Annotated in this window: 12 protein-coding genes; 5 read left to right on the top strand and 7 right to left on the bottom strand. The window is 70.9% G+C overall.

The window, feature by feature from the left end:
- Nucleotides 1-72: 72 nt before the first annotated feature.
- From QQA12_RS04065 to QQA12_RS04085, 5 genes are all read left to right on the top strand, one after another.
- On the top strand, nucleotides 73-1,086 hold the full coding sequence (locus QQA12_RS04065) for an SPOR domain-containing protein (RefSeq protein ID WP_226050249.1): 1,014 nt from the start codon (nucleotides 73-75) through the stop codon (nucleotides 1,084-1,086).
- Nucleotides 1,087-1,122: 36 nt separating this feature from the next.
- Nucleotides 1,123-1,854: a CvpA family protein gene (locus QQA12_RS04070; RefSeq protein WP_226050248.1), complete on the top strand. Its 732-nt coding sequence runs from the start codon at nucleotides 1,123-1,125 to the stop codon at nucleotides 1,852-1,854.
- Between the two features lie 31 nt (nucleotides 1,855-1,885).
- On the top strand, nucleotides 1,886-3,352 hold the full coding sequence (gene purF / locus QQA12_RS04075; protein WP_054663460.1) for an amidophosphoribosyltransferase: 1,467 nt from the start codon (nucleotides 1,886-1,888) through the stop codon (nucleotides 3,350-3,352).
- A 33-nt stretch (nucleotides 3,353-3,385) separates the two neighbouring features.
- A complete protein-coding gene (locus QQA12_RS04080) occupies nucleotides 3,386-4,198 on the top strand; it encodes a ferritin-like domain-containing protein (RefSeq protein WP_289211196.1) in 813 nt (270 codons plus the stop codon).
- 101 nt (nucleotides 4,199-4,299) lie between these two features.
- On the top strand, nucleotides 4,300-4,746 hold the full coding sequence (locus QQA12_RS04085; protein ID WP_226050246.1) for a hypothetical protein: 447 nt from the start codon (nucleotides 4,300-4,302) through the stop codon (nucleotides 4,744-4,746).
- A 136-nt stretch (nucleotides 4,747-4,882) separates the two neighbouring features.
- Here QQA12_RS04085 and QQA12_RS04090 read toward each other — a convergent pair whose 3' ends face one another.
- The 7 genes from QQA12_RS04090 to phoR all read right to left on the bottom strand — a co-directional run bounded on the left by QQA12_RS04090 (nucleotide 4,883) and on the right by phoR (nucleotide 13,424).
- Nucleotides 4,883-5,644, bottom strand: coding sequence for an energy transducer TonB (locus QQA12_RS04090; RefSeq protein ID WP_226050245.1), 762 nt, complete (start codon nucleotides 5,642-5,644; stop codon nucleotides 4,883-4,885).
- Nucleotides 5,645-5,714: 70 nt separating this feature from the next.
- Nucleotides 5,715-6,458 carry a UDP-2,3-diacylglucosamine diphosphatase gene (gene lpxH, locus QQA12_RS04095; RefSeq protein ID WP_226050244.1) on the bottom strand — a complete coding sequence of 248 codons (744 nt, stop codon included), beginning with the start codon at nucleotides 6,456-6,458 and terminating at the stop codon, nucleotides 5,715-5,717.
- A 101-nt stretch (nucleotides 6,459-6,559) separates the two neighbouring features.
- The gene (locus QQA12_RS04100; protein WP_056931917.1) at nucleotides 6,560-7,099 is read right to left on the bottom strand and encodes a phosphatase PAP2 family protein; all 540 of its coding nucleotides are present in this window, start codon (nucleotides 7,097-7,099) and stop codon (nucleotides 6,560-6,562) included.
- A complete protein-coding gene (locus tag QQA12_RS04105) occupies nucleotides 7,080-8,216 on the bottom strand; it encodes a glycosyltransferase family 1 protein (protein WP_054663470.1) in 1,137 nt (378 codons plus the stop codon). The genes QQA12_RS04100 and QQA12_RS04105 overlap by 20 nt, the downstream gene beginning before the upstream one ends.
- A 119-nt stretch (nucleotides 8,217-8,335) precedes the next feature.
- Complete coding sequence (gene ppx, locus QQA12_RS04110; RefSeq protein ID WP_226050243.1) at nucleotides 8,336-9,862, bottom strand: exopolyphosphatase; 1,527 nt, start codon at nucleotides 9,860-9,862, stop codon at nucleotides 8,336-8,338.
- Nucleotides 9,863-9,999: 137 nt separating this feature from the next.
- Nucleotides 10,000-12,087, bottom strand: a complete 2,088-nt coding sequence (ppk1, locus tag QQA12_RS04115; protein WP_226050242.1) for a polyphosphate kinase 1 — start codon at nucleotides 12,085-12,087, stop codon at nucleotides 10,000-10,002.
- Nucleotides 12,084-13,424, bottom strand: coding sequence for a phosphate regulon sensor histidine kinase PhoR (gene phoR / locus QQA12_RS04120; RefSeq protein ID WP_054663479.1), 1,341 nt, complete (start codon nucleotides 13,422-13,424; stop codon nucleotides 12,084-12,086). The genes ppk1 and phoR overlap by 4 nt, the downstream gene beginning before the upstream one ends.
- Nucleotides 13,425-13,448: the final 24 nt, after the last annotated feature.

Below are 13,448 nucleotides of genomic sequence, written 5' to 3' on the forward strand. Positions count from 1 at the left end.
GCGCGGCCGTGGCCGGCGGCGGCCGCGCATATAATCGCCGGACATTCCGCCCTGCCGCCCATACGCCTTGCCGTGGATACTCCCCTGAAACAGCGATTGATTGGCGCCATCGTGCTGGTGGCCCTGGCCGTGATCTTCCTGCCCATGCTGGTCAAAGGCCCAGCGCCGGACAGTGGCGTGCAGGACGTCCCGCTGCGCGCGCCCGACGCGCCTGCCGACGGCCAGTTCGAAACCCGCGAGCTGCCGCTGGTCGCGCCCAGCGCGCCGGCCTCCGGCAGCGCCACCGGCATGCCGGCCGTGCAGCCCGTGGCCGACGCCGCCTCGCCAGCGGCGGATGCCGGCAGCGGTGCGCTGCCGCCGAGCGCGGCGGCCGGCAACTACGCGGTGAACTTCGGCGCCTACGCCACCGAAGCCGATGCCGATGCGGTGATCGCCCACCTGAAGAAATCCAACCTGCCGGGCTTCCGCCAGCAGGACACCATCAACGGACGCCCGGCCTGGCGGGTGCGCATCGGCCCGTATGCCGACCGCGCGCAGGCCGAGCTGGTCCGGCTGGAGGCCGGCAAGGTCCGCGGCGACGTGAACGCGCAGGTGGTGGTGCTCGACGCCGACAAGGAGCCCGCGGCGCAGGCCGCCGCCCCGGCCACCCCGGCTACGCCCCCGGCTGCGGCCGCGGCCGCCCCGGCGGTGCGCACCGAAGCACTGCCCGCCGAGCCCGCCAGGCCGGTGGCCGCGGCCCGCCAGGACGTCCGCGACGCGTCCAAGCCGGCCGCACAGAAGCCGGAGCCCGCCAAGCCTGTCGCGTCCAAGCCTGCACCGGCCGCGGTCGCCCCCGCGCCGGCGGCCAGCAGCGTCGGCTTCGCCGTGCAGCTGGGGGCGTTCGGCAAGCCGGCCGACGCCAATGCGCTGCGCGACAAGGTGCGCGCGGCCGGCTTCAGCGCCTTCGTCGAACAGGTGCGCACCGACAACGGCGTGCTCAACCGCGTCCGCGTCGGCCCGGTGGCCAATCGGGCCGAGGCCGAGCAGCTCAAGGCACAGGTCGCGGCCAAGGTCGGCATCGCCGGCATGGTCCGGCCGCACCCCTGATGCGGCAAGCAGCCTGATGCGCGGGCGATCCAACCGGTGATCGACCTGCTGCTGCTGGGGGTGATCGTGGTATCGGCCCTGTTCGGGCTGATGCGCGGCCTGCTGGCCACCGTGTTCGGCGTGCTCGGCTGGCTGCTGGCCGGCTGGGCCGCGTTCCGATTCGGCCATGACGCCAGCGTGATGCTCAGTGGCGGCGCGACGCCGACCCTGGGCCAATATGCCGCCGGCCACGCCATTGCCTTCTTCGGCGTACTGCTGGTCGTTTCGGCCATCGGCCTGCTGCTGCGCGGGGTGGTCGATTCCACCGTGCTGCTGAAGGGACCGGACCGCCTGTTCGGTTTCGGCCTGGGCATCGTGCGCGGCGTGCTGCTGGCGGTGCTGGCAGTGCTGGTGCTGGGCTTCACCCCGGTGGCCGACGGCGAGCCGTGGCGGCATTCTCAGGTGGCGTCGTGGCTGCGCCCACCGGCCGATTGGCTGCGCGCGCGGCTGCCGGAACTGCCGGCCGTGCCGGAGCACCCGCTGCTGGACTTGGGCAAGGCGGTGCTGGCAGGCGATAATGCCGGACTCAGCGAACATGAAGCGGGCAGCGGACTGCCGCAAGCGATGCCGGAACGGGCGGAAGACGCCCGGCCGGCCGCGACCGGAGGCAGCCGCCAGGACCCGGCGAAGGCGTGGCCTTCCAATATCGATCCGGCGCAGGTGCGCCCGGATCACCCCGGTCCGGCGCGGACCGGGCCATCGGGCCAGGCACGGCCCCCTTCACGTTAACCGGGCCACGGCCCAGCGGAGATCGCGCAACATGTGTGGCATCGTCGGAATCGTCGGCAACCAGAACGTCGCCGGGCAGCTCTATGACGGCCTGACCGTCCTCCAGCACCGCGGCCAGGATGCCGCCGGCATCGCCACCGCGCACGGCACCCGGTTGCGGGTGGAAAAGGGCAACGGGCTGGTGCGCGACGTGTTCGACGAGCGGCGCATGGCACTGCTGCGGGGCCGCATCGGCATCGCCCACGTGCGCTACCCGACCGCCGGCTCGGAAGGCACCGACGAGGCGCAGCCGTTCTACGTCAACTCGCCGTACGGCATCGCCCTGGCGCACAACGGCAACCTGATCAACACCGAGGCGCTGCGCCAGCAGGTGTTCGAGGCCGACCGCCGCAACATCAACACCGACTCGGACAGCGAAGTGCTGCTGAACGTGTTCGCCTACGAACTGGACGCGCAGCGCATGCTCACCCCGGAGGCGGCGATCCGCGCCGTGGCCGGCGTGCACCGCCGCTGCAAGGGCGGCTATGCGGTGGTCAGCGTGGTGCTGGGCCTGGGCCTGGTGGCCTTCCGCGACCCGCACGGCATCCGCCCGCTGGTGCTGGGCAAGCGCAGCCATGCCGAAGGCGAGGAGTACATCGTGGCCTCCGAATCGGTGGCGCTGGACGTGCTCGGGTTCGAGCGCGTGCGCGACGTCGCCCCGGGCGAGGCGGTGGTCATCACCGAGCGCGGCGAACTGTTCGCCGAGGTCTGCGCCACCACCACCCAGCAGACGCCCTGCATCTTCGAATACGTGTACTTCGCGCGCCCGGATTCGATGATCGACAACGTCTCGGTGCACAAGGCGCGCATGCGCATGGGCCAGAAGCTGGGCGAGAAGATCCTGCGCCTGCGGCCCGACCACGACATCGACACCATCATCCCGATCCCGGACACCTCGCGCGACGCGGCGCTGGAAATTTCCAACGTGCTCGGCGTGAAGTACCGCGAAGGCTTCGTCAAGAACCGCTACGTCGGCCGCACCTTCATCATGCCGGGGCAGGGCGAGCGGGTGAAGTCGGTGCGCCGCAAGCTCAACCCGATCCACCTGGAGTTCCGCAACCGCGTGGTGCTGCTGGTGGACGACTCTATCGTGCGCGGCACCACCAGCCAGCAGATCGTGCAGATGGCGCGCGACGCCGGCGCGCGCAAGGTGTACCTGGCCAGCGCCGCGCCGCCGGTGCGCCACCCCAACATCTACGGCATCGACATGCCGGCCGCCGAGGAACTGGTGGCGCACGAGCGCAGTGTCGAGGACATCGAGAAGCACCTGGGCTGCGACTGGCTGGTGTACCAGGACCTCGAGGACCTGGAGGCGGCGGTGCGCGAGGGCAATCCGGAGCTGAAGGCGTTCGATTCGTCCTGCTTCAACGGCCACTACGTCACCGGCATCGAGCCGGGTTACTTCGAGCGCATCCAGCAGCTGCGCTCGGACGAAGCCAAGAACAAGCGCCGCGCCTGAGCCATGCAGGCGGGGGCCGCGCAAGCCGGCGGCATGCCGGCGGTGGATGACCTGCTGCACGCCGCGCAGCTGTGCCTGGCCGAGGCCGATCCGCTGCGCAAGGTGGCGCTGACCCGGCACTGCGCCAGCGTGTTCCGCGCCGGCACGCTGAAGCTGCCGGCGCACGCACCCGAGCCGGCGCCGATCCGCATGCCCGGCCGCCCCGCGCGCCTGGTGCTGGTGCACCCGCGCGACCTGCCGCGGCGTGGCCTTGGCAGCGTGGAAGGCCGTGCCGCCTTCATTCACGCCATCGCCCATATCGAACTGAACGCCATCGACCTGGCATGGGATGCGGTCTACCGCTTCCGCGGCCTGCCGGGCAGTTTCCATGCCGACTGGGTGAGCTGCGCCGACGACGAGGCGCGCCACTTCCTGCTGCTGCGCGAGCGGCTGTTGGCGCACGGCCACGACTACGCGGACTTCCCCGCGCACAACGGCCTGTGGGAAATGTGCGAAAGAACCGCGCATGACGGGCTGGCGCGCATGGCGCTGGTGCCGCGCGTACTGGAAGCGCGCGGGCTGGACGTGACCCCGGCGATGATCACCCGGCTGCGCTCGCTCGGCGACGACGCCACCGCCGACGTGCTGGAAGTGATCCTGCGCGAGGAAGTGGCGCATGTCGCCGCCGGCTCGCGCTGGTACCGCTGGTACTGCGAGCGTGCCGGGGTGGAACCGCGCGCGCGGTTCAAGCAGCTGCTGCACGAATACGCCGGCGGTTACCTGCACGGGCCGTTCAATCTCGAAGCGCGCCTGCTGGCCGGTTTCGACGCCGACGAGCTTGCGGACCTGGTCGAGCGGGCGGGATGACGCAACCGCGTGGCCGGCTTCCGCGGCCGCGCGGATCGCATTGCGTTTACCTGGCGCATGCGACGATGCCGGTTACCTGTCGCACCCCCATGGAGCCGCGCATGCCTGTCTTCCGCCCCCTGTCGCTGGCGTTGCCGATGACCCTGTTGCTGGCCTGCAGCCCGGCCGCCCCCGACGCCGGTGCGCCCGCGCACGAAGCGGCCACCACGCGGGGAGACACGGACCCGGCAGCGTTCCCGGCCAGCCTGCAGGCCGCGGGCGTCGAGCCGTTCTGGAGCGTGAAGGTGGAGGGCGAGGCGTTGGCCTACACCACGCCGGAAACGATGGACGCGCCGCGCCGGCTGCAGGCCACGCGCCGCATCGATGCCGATGGCCTGCACCTGGCGGGCGAGGACGGCGGCGTGCCGTTCCGCCTGGACGTGCGCCGCGCGCCCTGTTCGGATGGCATGTCTGACATGGCGTATCCGTTCAGCGTGTCGTGGCGGCTGGGGGAAACGACCGCCAAAGGATGCGCGTTCGATCCGGCGTCGCCTCCGTCGCCCCGGTAGGCGGGCTGCCGGGGCTCTGGGCAGGCTCGATGGAGAATCGAAGCCGGCCGCATCGTCGGCGGCACCTCGACGATGACGCGGGCCCGCAGCGACGGCGCCGGCTGCCAGCAGCCGCCAGCGCCGTTGCAGCGCCCGCTCAGCTGCCGCCGCTGACCAGCTTGAACCGCGTATCGGTGACGGTCCGCCTGGATGGCTCGGCCCGCGTCGCCGCCACGCATTCCATGGTGGTACGGGCGGCTTCCTTCCGGGACGTGGGTCGGGTACTGGAGTGGAGGCTGAAGTCGACCGGGACCCGGACCACCGTGCTTATCGGCTGGCCATCCACTTCTTCGGGCGTGTAGCGCAACTGGTTTACCCACTGGCGCAACGTCGGTTCGAAATAGCCGAGTCGCTTCAGCGGGGTGTCGCCCTGCGGATCGACGGACACCCATTGGGTGGTGCCGTCGGGCAGTACTTCGTAGGTCACCAGCCACGTGCCCTGGACGTCCGCGCGGATCGCGTCGACGGGATAGCGGGGTGGAGGCACCAGGCCGGCGGGATCCTGGTTGTTGACCGGGCCGCCATAGACGTAGCCCACCGCCAGATTCAACTCGCCCGATGCGCCCGCGGCGGCACAGGCGTCGAGCATCAGGTGGGTGACGCCGCTCTTTGCTTCGCCATTGAGGATGGCGGGCTCGAAGCGCCACTCCCTGACCCTTGCGCCGATGGCTTCGCGGATCGCGGCGGGAAGCCGGTCCGGGGTTTCAACCTTCTGCGGAACGCCCTGCGTGTCCAGCCACACCGTCGCGGTGGTCTTGAACGGAACCGGCTGCTCGGCATTGCCGGCGTGCGCAGTTCCCATTCCCGCCGCGGCAACCGCCGCCATCATCGTGCATGCCCACACTGCCGCGCGTGCCATCCTCACTCTCCTGATCAGATTGGTGCGTCGATGGTAGTGCTTTCCGGCGCCCGCCGGCCCTGGCCTGGACCTACGGGGTCAGTGCCTGCAGCCGGTAGCCGCTGGCATCCACCTGCAGCACCGAGCCCTGCTCGTACCAGTCGCCAAGCACGATGCGGGTACAGGTGGCATCGTCCACCTGCACGCTGTGCACGGCCGGACGATGGGTGTGGCCATGGATCATCGTGTCCACGCCATAGCGGCGGAACGTGGCGGCGACTTCGTCCGGCGCCACGTCGGTGACGGTCTCGAACTGCGCGCGGTCGCCTTGCTTCATCTCCGACTGGCGTGCCTGGCTGGCGGCGCGTGCCTTCTGCGCGAAGGCGATGCGTGCTTCCAGCGGCTGCGCCAGGAACTGGGCGATGAACGTCGGGTCGCGGGTCTGCGCGCGGAATGCCTGGTAGGCGGTGTCGTCGGTACACAGCAGGTCGCCGTGCTGCAGCAGCACCGGCCTGCCGTACAGCGGCACCACGCACGGGTCGGGCAGGATGCGCATGCCGGCACGCCGGGCGTAGTCCTCGCCGACCAGGAAGTCGCGGTTGCCGCGGATGAAGAACACCGGCACCCCGGCATCGGCCAGTTCGTGCAGTGCGGCGGCGACCGCATCGGCGGCGGTCGATGGGGTGTCGTCGCCGATCCAGGCCTCGAACAGGTCGCCGAGGATGTACAGCGCCTCGGCCTGCCGCGCCTGGCCGCGCAGGAATTCCAGGAACAGTGCGGTGATGGCCGGACGGCTGGGGTCCAGGTGCAGGTCGGAAATGAACAGCGTGGTCATGGCCGCCATTGTAGGGCAACGCCGGCGCGCTCCCGCTGGCCGCGCGGAGGCGACGTGGGCGCCGCTGCGTGCGGGCACGGCGGCTGGCTGGCCGCCGCCGTTCAGAACGGCAGCGGCATCAGCTGCAGCGAAGCGCTGCCCAGCAGCAGGGCGATGCCGGTGGCGGCCAGTACGTCGCTGGGGTAGTGCAGGCCGAGCACGACGCGCGACAGCGCCACCCCGGCGGTGAACGGCAGCAGCACCGGCGCCAGCCACGGGTAGTAGGCCAGCGCGACCACGCTGAACGACACCGCGTGCAGGGTATGCCCGGAGGGGAAGCTGTACTCGTCCAGCGGCGCCACCCAGGCGCGGATGCGCAGGTCGGCGGCGAACGGGCGCGGGCGCCGGGTCCAGCGCTTGAGGACCTTGTAGAGGGTGAGCGCGACCACCCCGGTGGCGGCCATGTGCGCCGACGCGCGCAGGCCGTCCATGCCGTCGACCAGTACCAGCGCGGCCATCAGCAGGTACCAGAACACGCCATCGCCGAGGCGGCTGATGACCGCGAACAGGGTGCGGATGCGGCGCCGGCGGCAGTAGTGGTTGGCGCGCCGGCACCAGCGGGTTTCGCGGGCCAGCAGGCCGTCAGGCGGCAGCAAGGGCATGGGCACGTCTCCGTTGCGACAGTTCGTGCAGCAGTGCCTCGAATTCGGCGACCACGTGGTCCGGATGCAGCCGCTGCATCGCCAGGCTGGCGTTGCCGCCGAGCGATGCGCGCAGGGCCGGGTCGCCGGCCAGGTTCAGCGCGGCGCTGATGAAGCTCTCGTCGTTGTCCACGGCCACGCCGCTGTACCCGCTCTGCAGATGTTCGCGTGCGGCGCCGTAGTCGAAGGCGACCGTGGCCACGCCGCTGGCCATGGCCTCCAGGGTCACGTTGCCGAAGGTCTCGCTGCGGCTCGGGAACAGGAACACGTCGCCGCTGGCGAAGTGGCGGGCAAGCGCCTGGCCGCGCTGGATGCCGCAGAAGATGAAGTCGGGGTTGTCCTGCGCGATGCGCTCGCGCAATGGCCCGTCGCCGACCCAGACGAAGCGTGCGTCCGGGCGCAGCTGCTGGATCCGCCGGAATGCCCGGATCGCCAGCCCGAGGTTCTTCTCCGCGGCGATGCGGCCGACGTGGATCACCGCCAGCCCGCGCGCGTCCAGCCCCCATTCCTGGCGCAGCGCCAGGTCGCGCTCCCGCGGCGAGAACTGCGACGCGTCCACCGCACGCGCCAGCAGCCGCGGGTGGTGGAAGCCGTTGCCTTCCAGGAAGTCCTGCAGCTCGCGGGTGGGTACCAGCGTGGCATCGCCCTGGTTGTGGAAGCGGCGCATCCAGCCCAGGGCCACGGGCTGCAGCCAGGCTGCGCCGTAGTCGGGCAGATAGGTGTCGAAGCGGGTATGCAGGCCGGTGGCGACCGGGATGCCGAGCCGGCGCGCGGTGCGCAGCGCCGACCAGCCCAATGGACCCTCGGTGGCGATGTAGACCGCATCGGGGCGCTGCAGGCGCCAGCGCCGCGCCAGCCGGCGCGGGGCCGGAAGCCCGAAGCGCAGGCCGGGATAACGTGGCAGCGCCAGCCCGCGTACCAGCAGCTCATGCGGTTGTGCCAGTTCCTGCGGCTGGTGTGGACGCACCACGTCCACCTCGTTGCCGCGCGCGCGCAGGCCGCGTTCCAGGCCCTGCACGGTGAGGGCGACGCCGTTGACCTCCGGCGGATAGGTCTCGGTGACGATGGCGTAGCGCATGCGGCCTCCCTTTTGTCGCAAAGGGTCGCCTGGCGCCGTGGCAGCCGGGTGTCAGCGGCGTGCCAGTGATGTGACAGCCCGACAGCGTGGAAGGGGGCGGCTCCGCGCGCCCCCGGGGGTCAGGCGACGAACGGCCGGAACGAGATGCCCAGCCCGGCCATGCCTTCGGCCTCGCCGACCAGGTCGGCACGCAGCAGCGGACGGGCGTCGATGAAGACCTTGTCCAGCACCAGCGACAGGGTGTTGCCGTCCACGCTCAGGTCCAGGGTCGGGATCGGATCGTCCTCGTGCGAACGGTGCAGCAGCACCGCCAGCCGCAGCAGCGCGGCGGTACGCCGGGCCGGCAGCAGCAGGCGGTCGGGCAGGGCGTCGAAGGCGGTCCTGGGCACGCCGCGGCGATGGGTGCGGATCAGCGCCGCCAGCATCTGCTGCTCCTGGCGCGAGAAGCCGGCGATGTCCGAGTGCTCGATCACGTAGCTGCCGTGGGTGTGGTAGCCGCTGTGGGCGATCATCAGCCCGAGTTCGTGCAGGCGCGCGGCCCAGCCGAGCATGCGCGCGTCGTCGGAGTCCAGCTTCCAGCTCTCGGCGACCTGCTCGAACAGGCGCTGGGCGGTCGCCTCCACGCGCAGCGCCTGGGCGGCGTCGATGTCGTAGCGGCGGGTCAGCGCCGCCACCGATTCGTCGCGCGGGTCGTTGTCGCTGGCGCGGCCCATGATGTCGTACAGGATGCCCTCGCGCATCGCCGCCTTGCTGACCAGCAGTTTCTGCAGGCCCAGCGACTGGAACGCGGCCTCGAGCACCAGCACGCCGCCGGCGATGATCGGGCGCCGCTCGCTGGACAGGGTGGGCAGGTTGATGTCGTTGATGTGGCGGGCGCGCAGCAGCTCGTCGCGCAGCTGCGGCAATGCCTGGGCGGTGATCGCGCCCTTGCTCAGCTTCATCGCCGCGCAGATCTCGCTGATCGCCTTGTGGGTGCCGGACGAGCCCAGCGCCTCGTCCCAGCCCAGCGCCCGGTACTTGGCGGCAAATGGCTGGAACTCGGCGCCGATCTCGGTCAGCGCGTCCTTCCAGCGCTTCTTGCTCAGCTTGCCGCCGGGAAAGAAGCGGCGGGTGCTGGCGATGCAGCCGGCCTGCAGGCTCTCGCGCTCCAGCGGCTGCATGCCGCTGCCGATGATGAATTCGGTGGAGCCGCCGCCGATGTCGATCACCAGCCGCCGCTGGCCCGACCTGGGCGGCTGCGCATGGGCCACGCCCAGGTAGATCAGGCGCGCCTCCTCGCGGCCGTTGACCACTTCGATGGCATGGCCCAGCGCGGTTTCGGCGGGCATCAGGAACGACAGCGGCGAGCGCAGCTGGCGCACGGTGTTGGTGGCCAGCGCGCGTACCCGGTACGGCGGGATGTTGCGGATGCGCTGGCCGAAACGGGCCAGGCATTCGAGCGCGCGCTGCCGCGCCTCGGCCGACAGCCCGCCCTTGCCGTCCAGGCCGTCGGCCATGCGCACGGTCTCGCGCAGGCGGTCGACCACCCGCAGCTGGCCGAGCAGGTAGCGGGCGATGACCATGTGGAAGCTGTTGGAGCCCAGGTCGATGGCGGCCAGCAGGTCGCCGTCCTGCAGTGGGGGAAAGGTCGGGGAGGACTGGGGCATGGCGGAATGGTAGTGGATGGCCGGGGGCGCGTGTCACCCTGGGCGCGGATCCGGAAGCCGGCGCCATGGCCCGGTGCGCGTGCGCACGCGCGTCCGGGCCTGCAGGCGCCGCCCCTTCCGGCGGCCGCGGCGCGCGGTTACAGCGCTTCCAGCAGCGCCTGCTGCGCCGAATGCGGCGGCTGCCCGGGCTGCGGCGTGCACTTGCGGTAGCGGCCGTCGGCCTGCAGTTCCCAGGCGTTGAGGTTGTCGTCCAGGTAGTTCTGCAGCACCTCGCGGTAGATCCGCCGGGCCAGGTCGCTGTCCAGGATCGGGAAGCAGGTCTCCACGCGCCGCAGCAGGTTGCGCTCCAGCCAGTCGGCGCTGGCGCAGTACAGCTCCGGCGCGCCGTTGTTGCCGAACCAGTAGACGCGGCTGTGCTCCAGGAAGCGGCCGACGATCGAGCGCACCCGGATGTTGTCCGAGACCCCCTCCACCCCGGGGCGCAGGGTGCAGGCACCACGCACGATCAGGTCGATCTGCACGCCGGCCTGCGACGCCGCGTACAGGGTACGGATCACCTGCGGTTCGTTGAGCGCGTTCATCTTGGCGACGATCCGCCCCGGCTTGCCGTCCAGCGCCAGCCGGGTCTCGCGCTCGATCCGCTGCAGCAGGCCGGCATGCAGGGTGAACGGCGACTGCAGCAGGTATTCCATCTTCATCTTCGAGGCCAGCCCGGACAACTGCTGGAACAGCTGGTGCACGTCGTTGCCGATGTCCGGATCGGCGGTGATCAGGCTCAGGTCGGTGTAGGCGCGCGCGGTGCCGCTGTGGTAATTGCCCGTGCCCAGGTGCACGTAGCGGCGCAGCTTGCGGCCCTCGCGGCGCACGATCAGCAGCATCTTGGCGTGGGTCTTGTAGCCGACCACGCCGTAGACCACCTGCACGCCGGCATCCTGCAGGCGATCTGCCAGGCCGAGGTTGGCCTCTTCGTCGAAGCGCGCGCGCAGTTCGACCACCACGGTCACGTCCTTGCCGTTGCGCGCGGCCAGGATCAGCGCCTCGACGATCCCCGAATCCTTGCCGGTGCGGTACAGCGTCTGCTTGATCGCCAGCACGTTCGGGTCCACCGCCGCTTCGCGGATCAGCTCCAGCACGGTGCTGAACGAGTCGAACGGGTGGTGCAGCAGCACGTCCCCGCGCGCCACCGCCTCGAAGATGCCTTCGGACGTCTTGAGCACGCGCGGCGTCATCGGCGGGTACTTCAGCTCCGGCCGCTGCACCAGGTCGTAGACCTGGATGACGCGGTTGAGGTTGACCGAGCCGTCGATGCGGTAGGCCGCGTTCTCGGACAGGCCGAAGTTCTGCAGCAGGGTCTGCACGATCGCGCGCGGGCAGTCGTGGGCGATCTCCAGCCTTACCGCCGGGCGGTAGCCGCGGTCGACCAGTTCGTCGCGCAGCGCCAGCGCCAGGTTCTCCACTTCCTCCTCGTCCACCACCAGCTCGGAGTTGCGGGTGACCCGGAACTGGTAGGCGCCGCGCACGTCCATGCCCGGGAACAGTTCGTTGACGAAGGTGGACAGCACCGCCGAGAGCAGCACGAAGTTCTGGGTGCCGCCCAGCGACTTGGGCAACTGGATGATGCGCGGCAGCGAACGCGGCGCGCGCACCAGCGCCAGGTGGCCGGCGCGGCCGAAGGCGTCGGTGCCCTTGAGCACGACCACGATGTTCAGCGACTTGTTGAGGATCTTCGGGAACGGATGCGACGGGTCCAGCCCCAGCGGCGAGAGCACCGGCATGATCTCGTTGCGGAAGTAGGCGCGCAGCCAGCGCCGCTGGCGCGGGGTCCAGGTCGACGGCGAGAGGATGCCGATGCCCGCGTCCTGCAGCGCCGGGCGCAGTACTTCGTTCCAGCAGCGGTACTGCTGTTCCACCAGTTCGGCGGCGCGGTCGTGGATGGCGGTCAGGATTTCCTGCGGGCTCATGCCGTCCGGCGCCGGCGGCAGGCCGAATTCCTGCGCGTGGCGCACCGCCGCGGCGCGGATCTCGAAGAACTCGTCCAGGTTGGTGCAGGAGATGCACAGGAAGCGCAGCCGCTCCAGCAGCGGCACCTGCTCGTCCATCGCCTGCGCCAGCACGCGGAAATTGAAATCCAGCTGCGACAGCTCGCGGTTGATGTACAGCGCCGGGTCGCGCAGCGGGTCGTTGCCGGGGGCCGTGGCAACGGGGGACGGGACGGGAGCGTTCATGCCGGGGAGTCTTCCGTGGACGGTGGCGAGGGGAGGGCGGTGCGCGGGCGGACGTGTTCGGCGTCGAAATGGCAGGCGAAGGTGCTGCCCTGGCCGACTTCGCTGCGGATGTCCAGGCGCGCCTGGTGCAGGCCGAGGATGTGCTTGACGATGGACAGGCCCAGGCCGGTGCCGCCGCTCTCGCGCGAACGGCTGCTGGACACGCGGTAGAAGCGTTCGGTCAGGCGCGGCAGGTGGCTGGCCGGGATGCCGTAGCCGGTGTCGGTCACCGCCAGCACCGCGCCGTCGCCCTCGCGGGCGAACGTCAGGGTGATGCGGCCGCCGGCCGGGGTGTAGCGCACCGCGTTGGTGACCAGGTTGGAGAAGGCGCTGTGCAGCTCCTTGTTGGAGCCGGCCAGGTCGACGCCGGCGCTGTCCTCGATGGTGATCGTGTGGCGGCCCTGGCTGTGGGCCTCGGCTTCGCGCCGCAGCGAGGCGAGCATCGAGGTCATCGCCACGGTTTCCAGCTCGGTCTGCTGCTGCGATTCCAGCCGCGACAGGGTGAGCAGGTCCTCGACCAGCTGCGCCATGCGCTGGGACTGCTTGCGCATCTCCGCCAGCATCGGCCCGGTGTCCGGGAAATCCTCCGGGTCCATCATGTCCAGGTAGCCATGCACCACCGTCAGCGGCGTGCGCAGTTCGTGCGAGACGTTGGCGACGAAGTCGCGGCGCACCTGTTCCAGGTGCAGCAGCTTGGTCACGTCGCGCGCCACCAGCAGCCAGTGGTGGTCCGAATACGGAATCAGGCGCAGGTGCAGGCGGATGCCCGGATCGACCGGCGAATTGGCATCGAGGATCGGCTCGGCGTTGCGGCCGCCGGCCAGCCAGTGCGCCAGCGGCAGCGGCTGCAGGCGCTCGACCAGCGGCGCATCCATGTCGGCCGGGTGCTGCAGGCCCAGCAGCGCGGTGGCGGCCTCGTTGAACCACTGCACGCGCTGGGTGTTGCGGTCCACCACCACCACCGCGTCGGGCAGCGCCGCGGCGGCGGCGCGGTAGCTGCGCAGCATGTCGATCAGGCGCCGCTTGCGCACCCGCATTTCCTGCTGGTTGCGGTACAGCAGGCGGTCAAGCTCGTTCCACACGCCGGTGCCGCGGGCGGTCTCCCAGCGCTGGCGCGCGGTCAGGCGCAGCAGCACCTGGCGCAGCCGCCAGTAGTGCCAGGCCAGGATCCCGAGCGCGGCCAGCGCCAGCACCAGCGCCGGATGGCCGAGCAGGGCACCGATCAGCAGGGCCGACAACAGCAGCGCGGCCAGGGTGGCCAGCGTCTTCAACCAGGCGGATCGGAATTGGCGGGGCATTGCGCTCTCGGGTGGTGCGGGTGG

This window comes from Stenotrophomonas sp. 17(2023) (genome assembly GCF_030345315.1).
Classification (GTDB): domain Bacteria; phylum Pseudomonadota; class Gammaproteobacteria; order Xanthomonadales; family Xanthomonadaceae; genus Stenotrophomonas; species Stenotrophomonas acidaminiphila.